At 38.6% G+C, this 16564-nt stretch carries 12 protein-coding genes; 10 read left to right on the forward strand and 2 right to left on the reverse strand.

All coding sequences use genetic code 11. The annotated features are described in order from the left end of the window. Positions 1 to 34 precede the first annotated feature (34 nt). From ACFYKT_RS08060 to ACFYKT_RS08070, 3 genes are all read left to right on the forward strand, one after another. Positions 35 to 763 carry an AzlC family ABC transporter permease gene (locus tag ACFYKT_RS08060; RefSeq protein ID WP_389217998.1) on the forward strand — a complete coding sequence of 243 codons (729 nt, stop codon included), beginning with the start codon at positions 35 to 37 and terminating at the stop codon, positions 761 to 763. Continuing rightward, positions 756 to 1061: an AzlD domain-containing protein gene (locus ACFYKT_RS08065; protein ID WP_389218000.1), complete on the forward strand. Its 306-nt coding sequence runs from the start codon at positions 756 to 758 to the stop codon at positions 1059 to 1061. The genes ACFYKT_RS08060 and ACFYKT_RS08065 overlap by 8 nt, the downstream gene beginning before the upstream one ends. A 287-nt stretch (positions 1062 to 1348) precedes the next feature. Next, the gene (locus ACFYKT_RS08070; RefSeq protein WP_389218003.1) at positions 1349 to 2629 is read left to right on the forward strand and encodes a M48 family metallopeptidase; all 1281 of its coding nucleotides are present in this window, start codon (positions 1349 to 1351) and stop codon (positions 2627 to 2629) included. A gap of 98 nt (positions 2630 to 2727) precedes the next feature. Here the strand turns inward: ACFYKT_RS08070 and ACFYKT_RS08075 are convergent, their stop codons facing one another. Next, a complete protein-coding gene (locus ACFYKT_RS08075; RefSeq protein ID WP_389218006.1) occupies positions 2728 to 2964 on the reverse strand; it encodes an IDEAL domain-containing protein in 237 nt (78 codons plus the stop codon). A 265-nt stretch (positions 2965 to 3229) separates the two neighbouring features. Between ACFYKT_RS08075 and ACFYKT_RS08080 the strand changes: the two genes are divergently transcribed. Beyond that, positions 3230 to 3808, forward strand: coding sequence for a competence protein ComK (locus ACFYKT_RS08080; RefSeq protein WP_389218009.1), 579 nt, complete (start codon positions 3230 to 3232; stop codon positions 3806 to 3808). A 144-nt stretch (positions 3809 to 3952) separates the two neighbouring features. Here the strand turns inward: ACFYKT_RS08080 and ACFYKT_RS08085 are convergent, their stop codons facing one another. Further along, entirely contained in the window at positions 3953 to 4342 is a 390-nt protein-coding gene (locus ACFYKT_RS08085; RefSeq protein ID WP_389218012.1) for a hypothetical protein, read from the reverse strand. A 262-nt stretch (positions 4343 to 4604) separates the two neighbouring features. On the opposite strand from ACFYKT_RS08085, the gene ACFYKT_RS08090 reads away from it, so the two are divergent. From ACFYKT_RS08090 to addA, 6 genes are all read left to right on the forward strand, one after another. Continuing rightward, a complete protein-coding gene (locus ACFYKT_RS08090) occupies positions 4605 to 6593 on the forward strand; it encodes a S9 family peptidase (protein WP_389218015.1) in 1989 nt (662 codons plus the stop codon). A 281-nt stretch (positions 6594 to 6874) separates the two neighbouring features. Next, positions 6875 to 7810 carry an LCP family protein gene (locus ACFYKT_RS08095; protein WP_389218018.1) on the forward strand — a complete coding sequence of 312 codons (936 nt, stop codon included), beginning with the start codon at positions 6875 to 6877 and terminating at the stop codon, positions 7808 to 7810. Positions 7811 to 7929: 119 nt separating this feature from the next. Further along, positions 7930 to 8550, forward strand: coding sequence for a TVP38/TMEM64 family protein (locus ACFYKT_RS08100; RefSeq protein ID WP_389218021.1), 621 nt, complete (start codon positions 7930 to 7932; stop codon positions 8548 to 8550). 21 nt (positions 8551 to 8571) lie between these two features. After that, complete coding sequence (gene lepB / locus ACFYKT_RS08105; protein ID WP_389218024.1) at positions 8572 to 9126, forward strand: signal peptidase I; 555 nt, start codon at positions 8572 to 8574, stop codon at positions 9124 to 9126. A 174-nt stretch (positions 9127 to 9300) separates the two neighbouring features. Beyond that, positions 9301 to 12792 carry a helicase-exonuclease AddAB subunit AddB gene (gene addB, locus ACFYKT_RS08110; protein ID WP_389218027.1) on the forward strand — a complete coding sequence of 1164 codons (3492 nt, stop codon included), beginning with the start codon at positions 9301 to 9303 and terminating at the stop codon, positions 12790 to 12792. Beyond that, positions 12789 to 16541 (forward strand): helicase-exonuclease AddAB subunit AddA, encoded by a 3753-nt coding sequence (gene addA / locus ACFYKT_RS08115; protein WP_389218030.1) that lies wholly within the window; start codon positions 12789 to 12791, stop codon positions 16539 to 16541. The genes addB and addA overlap by 4 nt, the downstream gene beginning before the upstream one ends. Positions 16542 to 16564 lie beyond the last annotated feature (23 nt).

Here is a 16564-nt window from a genome sequence, read left to right on the forward strand (position 1 = left end):
ATATTAGATTTTTCAAAAAAGGAAGGTGTCACTATTGGCAGAGCTCGCAGTGAATAAGTCTGCATCAGAATTTAGGAAAGGGATTCAAGCCGGGATCAGTATCGCAATTGGCTATGCACCGATTGCATTGACTTTTGGACTGCTGGCAAAAACGACAGGGCTATCGATTGGTGAAGCGGTGCTTATGAGTCTAGTTGTTTTTGCTGGAGCCTCACAATATATTTCGCTTAGCTTGCTTTCACTCGGAACAGGTGTATTTGAAATAGTTTTAACGACATTTATTGTGAATATTAGGCATTTCCTAATGTCGACAGCATTGAATGAGAAAAGTGAGGATGATCATCTGATTAATAAAGCCATTTATTCCTTTGGGATTACCGATGAAACCTTTTCAGTTGCTGCCATGAAGGAAGGCACGGTTTCGACAGGTTATATGTTTGGGCTGAATTTCATTGCTTATATGAGCTGGGTTGTTTGTTCAGGCATTGGTTTTTTAATCGGGGCAAGCCTTCCCCAAACATTGCAGGAAAGCATGTCAATTGCCTTGTATGCGATGTTTATTGGCTTACTCGTACCGTCCATGAAAAAAAGCGTTAAGATTGTGTTTCTTGCCGCTCTTGCGGCCTGCTTTAACACGATTTTTACTTTAACGAATGCATTGTCTTCTGGCTGGGCAATCGTTGTTGCTACGCTTCTTTCGGCGGTTATAGTTGAGCTGATTGAAGGTTTTAAGAAGAAGCAAAGGGGGACCGAACATGAGTAGCACAATCGTCTGGATGATCATCGGGATGGGGATTGTCACCTATATCCCAAGAATGCTGCCGTTTGTCCTTTTTAAAGGAAAAGAATTGCCTGCTTTTCTTCAAGGTGTCTTGAAGAATGTTCCGTCTGCCACTTTAGGGGCACTCATTTTTCCTGGTGTTTTATTTATACAAGAAGATATTTGGTTTGGCGTACTTGGTGCGACAGCGGCATTCCTTGTTGCCTATTTGGGTGCAAACGTCATTGTCGTTGTATTAGGTGCAATTGCTGTATTGTCTGTATATTCCTTTATTTTTTGATTTGTATATTCTTTAAATGACTGGTTCATTTTGAACCGGTCTTTTTTGTATGTAAAAATAAATAGCCGGTCTGATTAATTGAATAAGCCTGTACGAAGTAATAACCAGCATAGTGAAATGAAGCAGACCGACATTTACAGCAGATGCTCAAAATTATTTTTTGCGAAAAAGTGGCAAATCGTACAGACTATGAAGAAGAATACCTTTTGCCATAGACAAGGGGTTCTAAATATTGATTTTTATACTAAACTAAATATTAAAAGGTTGTACAAAAAGGAGGGAACGAGATGGCACGGAAAATTGGTTTGTATGGTATCTTAGCCTATGTCGTATATGGACTATTTTTTTATTGGTATTTATTTTACTTTGCTGATTCGAGTCTGCAGTTTGAGTATGAAGGGTCGAAAGCTGATCCAGCTACATTCCTAAATGGCAGGGAACTCATGCTGACCGAGGAGTATTCGAAAATAAGAAATTTATTGTTTTTCTTATCGACACCTTTTGAATGGTTATTCTATCTATTTATTTTGCTGTTAGGCTTTGGGAATGCTTTTAAAAAATGGGCAGAAAACTCTTCGAAATTTAAGTTCGTTCGGACAGCTATTTATCTATTTTGGCTTTCTCTTTTTGCCTTTATTGCAACAACACCCTTGAACTATATTAGTTATTCTTTATCGAAAAGCTATAATATTTCCACACAAAGCTTTAGCAGCTGGATGAAGGATGAGCTCATCGATTTCTGGATCAATTTTGGGATGATGATCATTATTGTTGCTGTACTTTATTGGCTCATTAATAAAAGCCGCAAGAGGTGGTGGCTATATGCTTGGTTATTGTCTGTTCCATTTACTTTGTTTATGATGTTTCTTCAGCCTGTAGTTATCGATCCACTTTACAACGACTTTTACCCATTGAAAAATAAAGAACTTGAAACAAAGATTTTAAATCTGGCAGATAAAGCTGGCATTCCGGCTGAACATGTATTTGAAGTAAATATGGCTGAAAAGACCAATGCACTGAATGCCTATGTAAACGGAATTGGTTCTAATTCAAGAATTGTTCTTTGGGATACAACATTAAATCGATTAAGTGACGACCAAATTTTATTTATTATGGCGCATGAAATGGCCCACTATGTTGAAAAGCATATTTACTTTGGAATTGCTGGTTATTTGCTACTGTCACTTGTGGGGCTTTATTTGACTGCAAAGCTTATGGAATATGTGATTGGCAAATGGGGGAATGCACTTAGGATTCCGGCGGTAAATGATATTCGTTCTCTCCCATTGTTCCTAATGATTCTTTCCATGCTATTGTTTATCTCCAGCCCATTATCGAATTTTGTTTCACGGTATCAGGAATCTCGTGCAGACCATTATGCTATTGAGATGACACAGAATACAGAAGCTGCGATCGGAACATTCCAAGAATTGACTCGAGCAGGATTAAGCCAGGTAAATCCTCCGTTGCTGGTGAAAATATTCCGTTACGGACACCCAACGATGCTCGAACGAATCTCGATGCTTGAGGATTATGAAATAAATAATAAAGCGAAAACAAACGAGTAGGCATATAAGCTGCTCGTTTGTTTTTCTTTAAAGGCTATTATTAGTGCAAAAAACAAATCCCCCGCAGTATATACGAGGGATTGTTTTCATTCGATTTGTTACGTGCCGAAGCGTTGGGCAAGCTCCTTATATTGTTTGGACAGTTGAGTAAAGGCAGTTTTATTTCCTTTATCAATGGCTTCGTCAATTTCCTTCATCAGCTTCGCTCTTTCTTTGTTCAGTAATACTTCTGCAAGCAGGATGTCAATGTAGAGATCTAATACAAAGGACTCTTTTAGCTTCTTCTTTTTCATAGCGCTTTTTTTCATCAGCTCTGTGTATGATTTTTCATTCATGAAAATCACCTCAATGCTTTTTACTAGTATATGGAGTTCATTCGATTTATTCAACCGAATTTTGAATTTTTTGAAAATATTTTTTAGAGGTAAAATAAATGGAATAAATTCATTTACTAAGTCAATTTACAAAATTATTTGGCTATTGGATAGCGAAATTAGTAGAAATTTTGAACAAATTAGTAACATTTAGAAAATAATGAAAAATATTGTCAAAAACCTGTTATGATGAGGTGGCAGAAAACTAATTTGAGGAGATGAAGAGATGAATGGCCTAACAATTCCACCTTTAATTGATGAGTATGAGATTAATCCGAATACGATGATGATTATGCCATTGGAATATGGATCGAAGGTTTATTCGCAGATTTGGGAGCTTGAGGATGAGCTAGTTTCCCCGTTTAAACCAAGTGTCATTATTAAGAAGGGCTGTACTTTCTTTGGATCATCGTTTGAAGGGCGCAAAGAGGGAACGAGACAACTAACGGGAATTACCCACAAAGCACCAATTACTATTGACCCCACAAACTTCATTTATTTTTTTCCAACTACTTCAGCGAACAACTCACAATGCATATGGATTTCGCCCGAGCATATTCAGTATTATCGCCGTGCCGATGCAGGACAGACAGAGGTAAGATTTAAAAACCAACAGTGTGTCACAATACCTGTATCTTACACTTCCTTCAATAATCAGGTCCTAAGGACGGCTTTGTTAAAAACAACTTTAATTAGCAGAATTGAAGAATCAGAGCGAAAGGCATTGTATTTCTATAGTGGCAGAAAAAATCTAAATGCTTCAGAGCGATCAAGAACTTATAGAATCGATCGAAGCAAAGAATAAGGAGCTTTCGAATAAACAGGCATTTATCCTCCCTTGTTAAAAATCAAGAACTGGTCGTCATGGAGTGTTTATGACGACCGGTTTAGTTGGAAAAAATAAAAAAGTGGCCGCTAAAGAACTCTGTAGATATTCTCCAATTATTACTCATACTTTTGTTTGTCTTTGAACCCCTTCAAGTATGAATCGTTTCCATAAATAATAATCCAACAGTTCTTGCACTCTGTTGCGAATGCGGGGGTTGAAGTAGTTGTGTTGCTCTTCAAAACCTTTATATAGAAATATGAACATCGTGAAAGCTTCATCCCTTTTTATTTGCTGAACTTGAAGTTTGTTTTTATTCATGTAGTCCTTTACATCTTCTAGTTCTTTTTGGATAATCTTCATTGTTTCCTCAATCAAATTTACATAAGGTTGTTTAAGCTTAAAAGGGCTTTTACTAATCACAATGAGATCACGATTTAAAATGGTTAGTGCCATTGGTAAATAAATAGCTTGTTCTAGTATATTACGATCTCCCTCGGGAATTCTCGTCATATACGTCATTCTCCTTTCACCCGAAAAATTCTTAATCAAAAAGGAACGTTTGTTCTATTTTACATATAGATTATTCAATTTGCAAGGGCTGTAATTTGTCGATTATAACCATATTTTTTTAGGCTTAATGCACTAAACAATTTATTTAATTGTTTGTTAATTTAAAAAATATTCTGGAATTTAGTGAAGAAAATAGTAAAAGAAGAAGGGAATTTATTTCTGTTGTCGAAATATAGAGAACAAACAAGGAGGATGATAGAAAATGACAGAAAAAAGAACGATAAGGGCAGAAGATTTATATCTGCTGAAATCTGTGGCAGATCCACAATTAGCTCATAATGGAGTTGATTGTGTATTTATTGAAACAGTCATGCTCGAAGAGGAGAATAAATATTCCTCACATTTGTACTACATAAATGTAACCGAAAAAAGCAAGCCTGTGCAATGGACGTTTGGAGAAAGCCGAAACCATTCACCGAGATGGTCTCCTGATGGACAAAGCGTAGCATTTGTATCCGATCGAAGCGGGAAAGGCCAAATTTATGTTTTAGCTGTAAATGGTGGAGAGGCCCGCCAATTAACAAAATGTCCAAATGGAGCAACGAACCCTGTCTGGTCGCCTGATGGGACAAAAATTGCCTTTAATGCAGCACTTAAAAATGGAGAATCTTTATCGACTAATATAAGTGAGGAGAAAAAGGATAAAAGGCCTGTTCCGCTTGAAGTGGATAAAATGAAATATAAATCAGATGCCTATGGATTTTGGCAAGGAAACTTTAATCAGGTTGCCGTTATTGATGTGCGTACCGGAGAAGCTCAGTTGCTTACTTCAGGTGAGCATGACTATCAGCTTCAATCGTGGTCGCCTGATGGAAAGCATATCACTGTGACAGCTGACTTAAGCGAGGATAAGGATCAATCTTTCGGAAGTGATGTATATCTCATTCATGCAGAAACGAAAGAAACAAAAAAACTAACAGGCAGTACAGGATACTTCGGTAATGCAACTTGGTCGCCTAATGGCAGATACGTTGGGATGCTTGGCCATGAAAGTGAATATAAAAATGCAACGCTCGCAAAAATCTGGATTTATGATATGGAGACAGAAAAGTTTAATTGCCTAACTAGGGATTCGGATTTATTAATCGGTGATTATGCCATTGGCGATTTTCAACAGGGAGCAGTTACACCAGGGATCTTATGGGGAGAGGATAATCACAGCTTTTATTTCTTAGCTACTGATCATGGCAATACAGTGGTTTACTATGGTTCGCTCGATGGGGAGCTGTACCCGGCTTTACTTGATAATCAGCATGTATATGGGCTCTCCACTGGCGGAAAAGTTGATCAAGCGGTAGTAGCCATTAGTAAGCCAAACCACCCAGGAGATTTATTCTTGCTGAAGGTAACAACAGGTGAAATGGAGCAGCTGACACAAGTAAATGAAGAATTTTTACAAGAAGTAGTTCTAGCTGGGGCTGAGCCAATTGAATTTAATTCTTCGGATCATTGGGATTTGCATGGCTGGATTATGAAGCCAGTTAATTTCAAAGATGGAGATAAGGTTCCATTAGTACTGGAAATTCACGGGGGTCCCCATGCGATGTATGCAAATTCATATTTCCATGAATTTCAATGTTTAGCATCACAGGGCTATGCCGTGCTGTATATTAACCCAAGGGGAAGCCATGGATATGGCCAGCAGTTTGTCGATGCAGTACGCGGAGACTATGGCGGTAAGGATTATGAAGATATAATGGATGCAGTTGATTATGCATTAGCGAATTTTGATTTTATTGACGTAGATCGCTTAGGGGTAACAGGGGGAAGCTATGGCGGCTTTATGACGAACTGGATTATCGGTCACACGAATCGCTTTAAGGCTGCTGTGACACAGCGTTCGATTTCCAATTGGATCAGCTTTTATGGTGTGAGTGATATCGGCTATTATTTTACCGATTGGCAAATTAATAGTGGCTTAAATGATATTGAAACACTTTGGAGGCACTCACCACTTGCCTATGTGGATGAAATGGAAACACCACTCCTCATCCTACATAGTGAGAAGGATTTCCGCTGCCCAATTGAGCAGGCAGAACAATTATTTATTGCCTTAAAGGATCGTAAAAAAACAGCCAAATTTATTCGTTTTCCTGAAGCAAATCACGAACTCTCTAGAAGTGGAAAACCAAATTTACGAATCAGCCGCTTGAATTATATTACTGGCTGGTTTAATGATTATTTGAAATAAAAACCAAACCGTAAGCCTTTCATAGGTTTGCGGTTTTTTCATGTAATAGAATAAATCATAATTGCAAGCAAGGGATTTTTGGGGAATAATAGAATCATACAAGAAATACCAGTAAGCAAAAAGAAACTTTTTAATTAATTATGCAGTCATATATTGTTGAAGGTTATTTACCTAAAGGCTGTGTTAAAGCAAATAGTTGATTTTTGCACCCTGTTGATTGGAGCGGAAATCAACAGACCAGTTTAACAGAGCCTACCTAAAAAACAGGAAGGACTTTTGACATGAGAGCTGATAGACATCAACATCAAAAACCAAAAAAGAAGAAATGGAAAATAATTGTCCTCATTCTTCTTCTATTAATAGCAGGGACCATTGCGTATTCCTATGTTCAGTTTAAACAAGGGATTTCACAATCGAAAGAAAAAGCAGAAGTAGATACTTTAGAATATGAATTTAACGGAGATAAAGATGCATATGGGGGGACGAGCGTCCTTCTATTAGGAAGTGATGCCCGCGGAAATGAAAAATCAAGAGCAGACACAATTATGGTAGCCCAATACCATCCAGATTATGGCACATATAAATTAATCTCAATTATGCGGGATACGTATGTCGATATTCCAGGGCACGGAAAAGGAAAAATAAATGCAGCCTTTGCATTAGGTGGTCCAGAGTTATTAAGACAAACGATTAAAGAGAACTTTGACATCGATAGTCAATATTATTCCATTGTTGATTTTGAGGGATTTGTTCATTTGATTGATGAGGCATTTCCGAAAGGCGTAGAGATTGAGGTTGAAAAGGCAATGTCTGCCTATATCGGAGTGACATTAGAGCCAGGTTTACAAAGACTTGACGGTGAGCATCTTCTTGGCTATGTGCGCTTTCGTCATGATGCAGTAGGTGATTTTGGCAGAGTTGAACGCCAGCAAAAGACAATGAGAGTATTAGCTGATCAATTTATGAGTTTACAGTCGGTAGCAAAGCTGCCTAAATTAGTAGGAGTAATGACACCATTTGTTAATACGAATATGGCTGCAAAAGATATCCTTTATATAGGTAAAGACTTTATTTCTGCAAAGAATCGAGAAATTGAAACCCTTCGTATTCCGATAGATGGATCTTATCATGATGAGAGAATAAGCGGGGTTGGTTCAGTCCTGGCATTGGATTTCGAGAAAAATAAACAAGCAATTCATGATTTTTTAGCCCAATAGAATTCTTTTCATCTAAATAGGTGTACAATAAAAAGATAAGTGAGAAATATAAAACGGATATAGTTATTTGTGAATATAAGCTTCTTATCTTGTCTATGCTCTATTCAAGGAGATTTCACATGGATTACGAATTATTTAAAGACTTGTTTACACTTGAAAATATCATGGAATTAATTGATAAGTATCGCTCTTTTGGCCCGTTGCCTGGACTTATGCTACCAATGATAGAAGCCTTTTTGCCATTCCTGCCGCTCTTTTTATTTGTGATGGCAAATGCCAATGCGTTTGGACTGTGGTTTGGATTTCTATTATCATGGATAGGTGCAACGGTTGGTGCCTTACTTGTCTTTCTGCTCGTTCGGAAATACGGGCAAAAAAGAATGCTCCGCTTTCTTAAAAGAAGCCCTAAAGTTCAAAAGTTGATGGCTTGGGTAGAAAGGCATGGCTTTGGTCCTTTATTTATTCTTTTATGTTTTCCTTTTACACCATCAGCAGTTGTAAATATTGTTGCTGGGTTATCGAAAATTAGTATTGCACAGTATATGCTTGCTGTTTTAACAGGAAAAATGGTGATGATTTTTACAATTAGCTTTGTAGGATATGATATTCAATCACTGATTACCCAGCCCATTCGAACTGCTATTGTGGCTGTTATTATTTTTATCCTTTGGTATGTTGGAAAAAGAATTGAAATAAAGATGAATATAAGTGCGAAAAAGGAACGGAATTATGAGAAATAAGAAAGGTTGGTGAAGTTTAAATTGAAAGAGTCAGTGAAAAAGGAAAGTATTGAATGGGTGAAGGCATTTGGAGTTGGCATCATTATTCTTGTATTCATTCGTACATTTTTCATTTCCAATTATATTGTGGAAGGGAAATCAATGGAGCCTACACTGGAAACCGGAAATAAGTTAATAGTCAACAAAATCAGCTATCAAATTGGAGAATTGAATCACTTTGATGTTATTGTTTTTCATCATAATAAGGAAGAGGATTTTGTGAAAAGAATTATCGGTCTTCCAGGCGATAAGATTGAGTACCGTAATGATGAACTTTACATCAATGGGAAAAAGATGGATGAACCTTACCTTGAAAAGGAACGGGAAGAAGCATTCGGAAATAAGTTAACAGGTGATTTCACTTTGCCAGAGTTATGGAATGTGGAGACAGTACCTGAAGGAAAACTCTTTGTACTTGGTGATAATCGACTTGAAAGCTGGGACGGCCGCCATTTTGGCTTCATTTCAACAGATCAAGTAGTTGGGAAAGTCAACTTAAGGTATTGGCCGATTGGTGAAATGGATATTTCCTTCTAAGAAAAGGGACTCATTAATTTTGAGTCCTTTTTCTATTATGACGAAGAATTGCATCTTTCTAGAGAAACTATTTCCATTAAGTATACAAGAGTCAATATCCAAAAATAGAAGCCTACTATGATAAAATATTTAATAGAACAAAGTTCGTGTGAATGGGAAAGGATGGTGGTACATATGTCTGTTCGTTTTTTAATTGGTCGTGCAGGAGGCGGGAAAACAGAGTTTTGCCTGAATGAGATTCGAGAGGAATTAAGGAAGGCACCAGATGGTGATCCAATTATTTATTTAGTGCCTGAACAAATGACATTTCTATCGGAATATAAATTAATTACGACACCAGACCTAGGTGGAATGATTCGCAGCCAGGTCTATTCATTTACTCGTTTGGCCTGGAGAATTCTCCAAGAAACAGGTGGCATGAATCGTTATCATCTAAACAGTGTTGGAATTAGCATGCTTATTCGAAAAATTATTGATGAAAAAAAAGATGAGCTAACGCTTTTTCAGCGTGCTGCCGATAAAAACGGCTTTATTCAGCAAATCGAGCAAATGATGACAGAGTTTAAAAGATATTGTGTACGGCCTGAAGAATTAGCTGAGAAACAAGCACAATTATCTAATGGTCCAACAACAAATAAGGCTCTTCAGGATAAGCTTCATGATCTCGAGTTAATCTATAAAACGTTTGAAGAATCTCTTTTCGGTAAATACGTAGATTCAGAGGATTACTTTCGCCTATTAATTGAAAAAGCCGCTGAGTCAGATTATTTAAGAAAAGCAGAAGTGTATATAGATGGGTTTTATAGCTATACCCCACAGGAATACATGATTATTGAGCAATTAATGAAACATTGTAAAAAAGTAACTATTTCACTTACATTGGATCAGCCATTTAAGCAAACTTCCCCAGATGACTTGCATTTATTCCGAATGTCTGGAGAAAGCTTCCAGACGATCTATGGGATTGCCGCCCAAAATAGACTGCAAGTAGAAGAGATTTTCCTAAAAGAGCAGCTGAGATGGAAGGACCCTTCTTTAAAGCATCTTGAAGCAAATTTTGATTCACGGCCTGCAGCAAGCTTCAAAGGGGAGTCTGCTATTCATATTGGGCAGGCTGTGAATAGAAGAGCTGAAATGGAAGGGATTGCAAGGCGAATTATCCAGCTTGTTCGCACAAAAGGCCTGCGATATCGGGATATAGCCATCCTGGCAAGGAACGGTCAAGATTATCATGACATCATTGAAACAATCTTTACAGATTATGAAATCCCCTTTTTCATCGATCAAAAAAGGACGATGCTGAACCATCCGCTTATTGAGCTCGTTCGATCTAGTCTCGAGATTATAAATGGAAATTGGCGCTATGAACCGATTTTCAGAGCAGTTAAAACTGAGTTATTATTCCCAGTTAAATTAAATGCTGGTCAATTGCGAGAACAAATGGATAGACTAGAAAATTATGTACTTGCTTATGGGGTTCAAGGAGACAAATGGACAAAGAAAAATAGGTGGACTTATCGACGGATCAGAGGGCTCGAATCTGAAAGCCTTGCTCAGACAGATATGGAGAGGCAGATGGAGCAGGAGCTAAATAATTTACGAGAAATGATTACGGCTCCCATTTTAAGATTAGCACGACGTTTAAAGAAAGCAGAAACAGGACGGCAATATTGTGAAGCGATCTACTTATTTCTTGAAGAATTAAATGTGCCATCGAAGTTAGAGGAATGGAAGCTTGCTGAAGAGGAGAAAGGAAATCTCGTTAAATCTCGGGAGCATGATCAGGCATGGAATGCAATTATGGAATTGCTAGATCAATATGTAGAAATGCTTGGAGATGAAGTCATTCCATTAAAGAGATTTGCTCAAATCCTTGATGCAGGAATGGAATCCCTTCGTTTCACTCTAGTGCCGCCTGCAATCGACCAAATCATAACAGCCGATTTAGAGCGATCTCGTCTTTCTGATATCAAGGTTGCCTTTGTCATTGGATTGAATGAAGGCGTCCTTCCGGCAAAGTTTCCCGAGGAAGGTGTTCTAGCAACAGAAGACCGTGAAAGGCTTTTGGCAAGTGGGATGAAAATGGCACCGAGCAGCAGTACACGCCTTTTAGACGAAGAATTCCTTGCTTACAAAGCTTTTGTTACACCTTCTGATATGCTTTATATCAGCTATCCGCTCGCTAACGAAGAAGGCAAGGCATTAATGCCATCTCTCTATATTAAAAGAATAATGGATTTACTGCCGAAATCTAAGCAGCAATTTTATATGGCAGATCCCGCAGAGCTTACAGAAGAAGAGCAGCTGGATTATGCAGCCAGTATGAATACTGCCTTATCGTATTTAACTTCACAATTACAATTAAAAAAGAGAAATTACCCAATTTTTGATTTCTGGTGGGATATTTATAATTTTTATTTAAAAAATGAGAGCTGGAGAGGACAAGCCCAAAAAGTGCTTTCCAGTCTTAATTATGAGAATCACACAGAGCAATTAAATGAAGACACGAGTAAGGAACTATATGGTGATCATATTCAGGCAAGTGTTTCGAGAATGGAGCTTTTTTCTAGTTGTCCGTTCTCTCACTATGCCCAGCATGGGTTAAAGCTAAGGGAACGCCAAGTATTTCGTTTGGAGGCCCCAGATATCGGGGATCTATTCCATGCTGCATTGAAATATATTGCTGAAACGGTTATGAGTGAAAAGCTCTCATGGACTGATATGACAAGAGAACAATGTGAAATCCTTGCAAAAGAAGCAGTTGAAATACTCGCACCAAAATTACAGAATGAAATCTTATTAAGCTCGAACCGTTATTTTTATATAAAAAGAAAGCTGGAGCAGATCATTAGCAGGGCTTCCTATATACTAAGCGAGCATGCTAAATCCAGTGGATTTTCTCCGGTTGGATTAGAGCTTGGTTTTGGTGGACCAAAGGGAGAATTGCCAACGTTATCCTTTCCGCTTAGGAATGGTTCTAAAATGGAGCTTGTTGGAAGGATTGACCGTGTGGATAAAGCACAGGATGAGTCGGGAACCTTTTTAAGAGTGATAGACTATAAATCGAGTGCAAAGGATTTAAATGTAAATGAAGTCTATTATGGGCTTTCCTTGCAAATGCTGACCTACCTAGATATTATTATTGCTCATTCCCAAGAGCTAATCGGTACAGAAGCAGATCCAGCAGGCGTCTTGTATTTCCATGTTCACAATCCAATGATCAGCACATCGAAAATGCTGACAATGGAGGATATTGAACAAGAAATACTAAAAAAGTTTAAAATGAATGGACTTATGCTCGGTGATGAGAATGTAATCAGATTGATGGATCGGACGTTTGACAAGGGTGATTCTCCGATTATTTCAGCTGGATTTAATAAGGATGGGTCTATTTCAAAGCGGTCGAAAGTAGCGAGCAAACAAGAATTTGATTATTTGCGCCGCTTTGTCCGCGGCAAATATGAAGAAACAGGAAATCGGATTATCAATGGTCAAGTGGATATTTCTCCATATAAATTAAAGGATAAAACACCTTGTACCTTCTGTTCCTTTAAGTCGGTCTGTCAATTCGATGAATCGCTTGAGACAAATGAGTATAGACAGCTTGTTTCTTATCCGAAAGATGAGCTGCTTGAAATAATCAAAAAGGAGGTGGAGGAGCGATGATAAACATTCCACCAAAACCAGAAGAGGCCACATGGACGGATGATCAGTGGAAAGCAATCTATGCGAAGGGCCAGGATATTCTAGTTGCGGCGGCAGCAGGATCAGGAAAAACAGCAGTTCTTGTTGAAAGAATCATTCATAAAATCCTTTCAGAAGATGATCCAATCGATGTAGATGAGCTGCTAGTCGTAACCTTTACAAATGCTTCAGCTGCTGAAATGAGGCATCGAATTGGAGAAGCATTAGAAAAAGCGATAAATGCAGACCCTAAATCAGTCCATTTGCGAAAGCAATTGAGTTTATTGAATAAGGCATCCATCTCCACGCTACACTCTTTTTGCTTAGAGATTATCCGAAAGTATTATTATCTGATTGACATCGATCCAGGTTTTCGGATTGCTGATGATACTGAGGCACAGCTTTTAAGGGATGAAGTGTTAGAAGCTCTTTTTGAAGAGGAATATGGAAAAGAAGGAAATGATGCTTTCTTTGCATTAGTTGATACGTTTACAAATGATCGCAGTGATCTGGCTCTTCAGGACATCATTCGAGATCTATATGACTTCGCAAGATCGAATCCAACGCCAGACCAGTATTTGGATTCGATTGTTGGGATGTACGATGTGAATGAAACAACCAAAATGGAAGACCTGCCATTTGTTCGTACACTTCTGCAGGATATAGAATTGCAGCTATATGGGGCAAAGCAGTTGCTAGAACAAGGATTGGAGCTGACAAAGCTTCCAGGAGGGCCAGCACCAAGAGCGGAAAACTTTATCGATGACCTCCATATCATTCATACACTGATTGAAGCGAAAAATGACTCATGGGCAACCCTCTTTGAGGCAATGCAAACGGCAGCATTTGGACGGCTTAAAAATTGTAAAGGCGATGAATATGAACAAGAGCTTATCGATAAAGCGAAAAAGCTAAGAGATCAAGCAAAGAAGCTTATTCAGGATCTTAAGGATGAGCTGTTTTTGCGCAGACCAGAAAGCTTTATCCGTGATATGAGTGAAATGAAGCAATATGTAGAGGGGATTGTCTATTTAGTAAAGGCATTTTCTATCCGTTTTGAGCAGGTGAAATCAGAAAAAGGACTTGTCGATTTTGCGGATCTTGAACATTATTGCTTAGAGATACTTTCTAAAACTGAAGGAGGGGTACGAACGCCTTCAGATGCAGCGAAAGCATGCAAAGAACAATTCAAAGAAGTCTTTGTTGATGAGTATCAAGATGTGAATTTAGTACAGGAATCCATCCTACAGTTAGTTACTAATGATATAGAGAACGCGGGCAACTTTTTCATGGTTGGTGATGTTAAACAATCAATCTATCGGTTCCGACTGGCAGAGCCCAACTTATTCCTAGGAAAGTATACAAGGTTCAACACAGATGGAAAAGAAACAGGACTAAGAATTGATCTAGCAAGAAATTTTCGAAGCCGAAAAGAAGTGCTTTACGGGACGAACTATATTTTCAAACAAATTATGAGTACCGCGGTTGGAGAAATTGAGTACGATGAAGCGGCTGAACTTGTTAAAGGAGCTCCCTATACGGAAGATGAGTCACATCCAATCGAACTGGTAATTATTGATTTGGAAGGAAGAGAAGAGGAAGAACCGAAGGCAGCAGAGCAGGATAGCTTCGATACAGTAGATCTAGCAGAGGCGCAGCTAGAAGCGAGATATATGGCTTCAAAAATCAAAGAAATGATTCAGGAGCGGAAGGAAGTATACAACCCGAAAACGAAATCAGGACGTCCTGTCATGTACAAGGATATGGTTGTATTGCTACGCTCGATGACTTGGGCGCCACAAATCATGGAAGAATTTAAGCAGCAGGGAATCCCCGTCTATGCCAATCTTTCAAGCGGTTATTTTGAAGCAACTGAAGTAGCAATTATGATGTCTCTTTTGAAAATAATTGATAATCCCTACCAGGACATCCCGCTGGCTTCTGTTTTGAGATCGCCGATTGTCGGTTTGACAGAGAAGGAATTAGCACAAATAAGAATTCAAGATAAAAAGGGTTCATTCTATGAAGCATTGTCTTCCTTTTGCAAGAAAAAGCCTTCGGTGGAAACAGAGAAAACATATGAAAAGGCCCGCTCGTTCTTTGAACAATTAAAGGGCTGGCGTGTAATGGCAAGGCAGGGGTCTCTTTCTGAGCTTATCTGGCATTTATATAGGGAAACCCAACTATATAACTTTGTTGGTGGAATGTCAGGGGGAAAACAAAGACAGGCAAATCTGCGGGCTTTATACGATCGGGCGAGGCAATATGAAGCAACATCGTTTAGAGGTTTATTCCGTTTCTTACGGTTCATTGAGCGAATGCGTGATAGAGGGGATGACCTAGGTGCTGCACGTGCACTTGGTGAACAGGAGGATGTTGTGCGTCTTATGACAATCCATAGCAGTAAAGGGCTGGAGTTTCCTTTCGTTTTCATAGCAGGACTTGCCCGTCAATTCAATACAATGGATTTGAAAAAGGCCTATATGCTTGATAAGGAATTTGGCTTTGCTGCGAAGTATGTAAATGCGGAAAAAAGAATCTCTTTCCCTTCGCTTCCTCAGTTAGCCTTTAAAAGGAAAAAGAAAATGGAGATGCTTGCAGAGGAAATGCGTGTCCTTTATGTGGCATTAACAAGGGCTAAAGAGAAGCTCTTTCTTGTCTCATCCGTGAAAAGTGCGGAAAAGAAGATTAATCAATGGATACAGTCAGCAGAACATCAAGCTTGGCTTTTAAATGAATTTGACCGAGCATCAGCCAATAGTTATTTAGATTGGATTGGTCCAGCCCTAGTTAGGCATAAGGACTGTGATAATTTAAGGGCGAGCAGTCCTTCGAATAGCGGACTCATTCCGGTTGATATTGTAGAAGATCCATCCTGCTGGATGATTCAAATTCTTAAAAGTGAAGAGGCAGCAAAGATTCAAGAAGAGGATGAGGCTGGAAAAGAAGGATTACTCGAATATGTTTATTCAGGGAAACCAGTACCCGTACAATCTGATTTAACCCATTTAGTAGAGGCTCAATTATCATGGAAGTATCCACAGATGGATTCATCACATTATCGATCAAAACAATCTGTGTCAGAAGTAAAAAGGCAAAAGGAAATATTCTCAGCTGAAGATAGTGATACAAAGCTTCTGCAAAAGTTTAAGAAGCCACTCTTGAATCGGCCAAGATTTATGCAGGAAAAGTCACTATCGCCTGCTGAGCGCGGAACGGCCATGCATATGGTTATGCAGCATATCGATGTAGGCGGACCAGTCACAGAGGAAGGGCTTATTGTAAAGATGGATGAAATGGTTAACAAAGAACTTCTAACTGAAGAACAGCGTGAAAGTGTTGACCCTCGTTTAATTGTAAAGTTCTTTGAAACCCAGCTTGGAAGCAGAATGCTGCAAGCTCATGCCATCAATCGAGAAATTCCCTTTAGCTTATCTTTTCCAGCAAGTGAAATCTATAATGATTGGAAGGGCGAAGAAGAGCCAATACTGATCCAGGGGATTATTGACTGTGTCTTTGAAGATGAGCAGGGATTAGTACTGCTTGATTTCAAAACGGATGAAATCACTGATCGATTTAAAGGGGGATTTACTGAAGCTAAGCCAATCCTTGAAGAACGATATCGGATGCAAATTGATATGTATGCTAGAGCATTGGAACAGATTTTAAAACGAAAAGTGAATGAGAAATATTTATTTTTCTTCGATGGATCGCATACGATTAAACTGTAGTAACAAAAGAGCTGCACATTCTT

Source organism: Cytobacillus mangrovibacter (assembly GCF_042865275.1).
Taxonomy (GTDB): domain Bacteria; phylum Bacillota; class Bacilli; order Bacillales; family Cytobacillaceae; genus Cytobacillus; species Cytobacillus mangrovibacter.

Excerpts from the sequence above, each read along its gene's own strand:
- ACFYKT_RS08065 (WP_389218000.1), top strand. The coding sequence starts at position 756 with ATGAGTAGCACAATCGTCTGGATGATCATCGGGATGGGGATTGTCACC.
- ACFYKT_RS08070 (WP_389218003.1), top strand. The coding sequence starts at position 1,349 with ATGGCACGGAAAATTGGTTTGTATGGTATCTTAGCCTATGTCGTATAT.
- ACFYKT_RS08075 (WP_389218006.1), bottom strand. The coding sequence starts at position 2,964 with ATGAATGAAAAATCATACACAGAGCTGATGAAAAAAAGCGCTATGAAA.
- ACFYKT_RS08080 (WP_389218009.1), top strand. The coding sequence starts at position 3,230 with ATGAATGGCCTAACAATTCCACCTTTAATTGATGAGTATGAGATTAAT.
- ACFYKT_RS08085 (WP_389218012.1), bottom strand. The coding sequence starts at position 4,342 with ATGACGAGAATTCCCGAGGGAGATCGTAATATACTAGAACAAGCTATT.
- ACFYKT_RS08090 (WP_389218015.1), top strand. The coding sequence starts at position 4,605 with ATGACAGAAAAAAGAACGATAAGGGCAGAAGATTTATATCTGCTGAAA.
- ACFYKT_RS08095 (WP_389218018.1), top strand. The coding sequence starts at position 6,875 with ATGAGAGCTGATAGACATCAACATCAAAAACCAAAAAAGAAGAAATGG.
- ACFYKT_RS08100 (WP_389218021.1), top strand. The coding sequence starts at position 7,930 with ATGGATTACGAATTATTTAAAGACTTGTTTACACTTGAAAATATCATG.
- addB (WP_389218027.1), top strand. The coding sequence starts at position 9,301 with ATGTCTGTTCGTTTTTTAATTGGTCGTGCAGGAGGCGGGAAAACAGAG.
- addA (WP_389218030.1), top strand. The coding sequence starts at position 12,789 with ATGATAAACATTCCACCAAAACCAGAAGAGGCCACATGGACGGATGAT.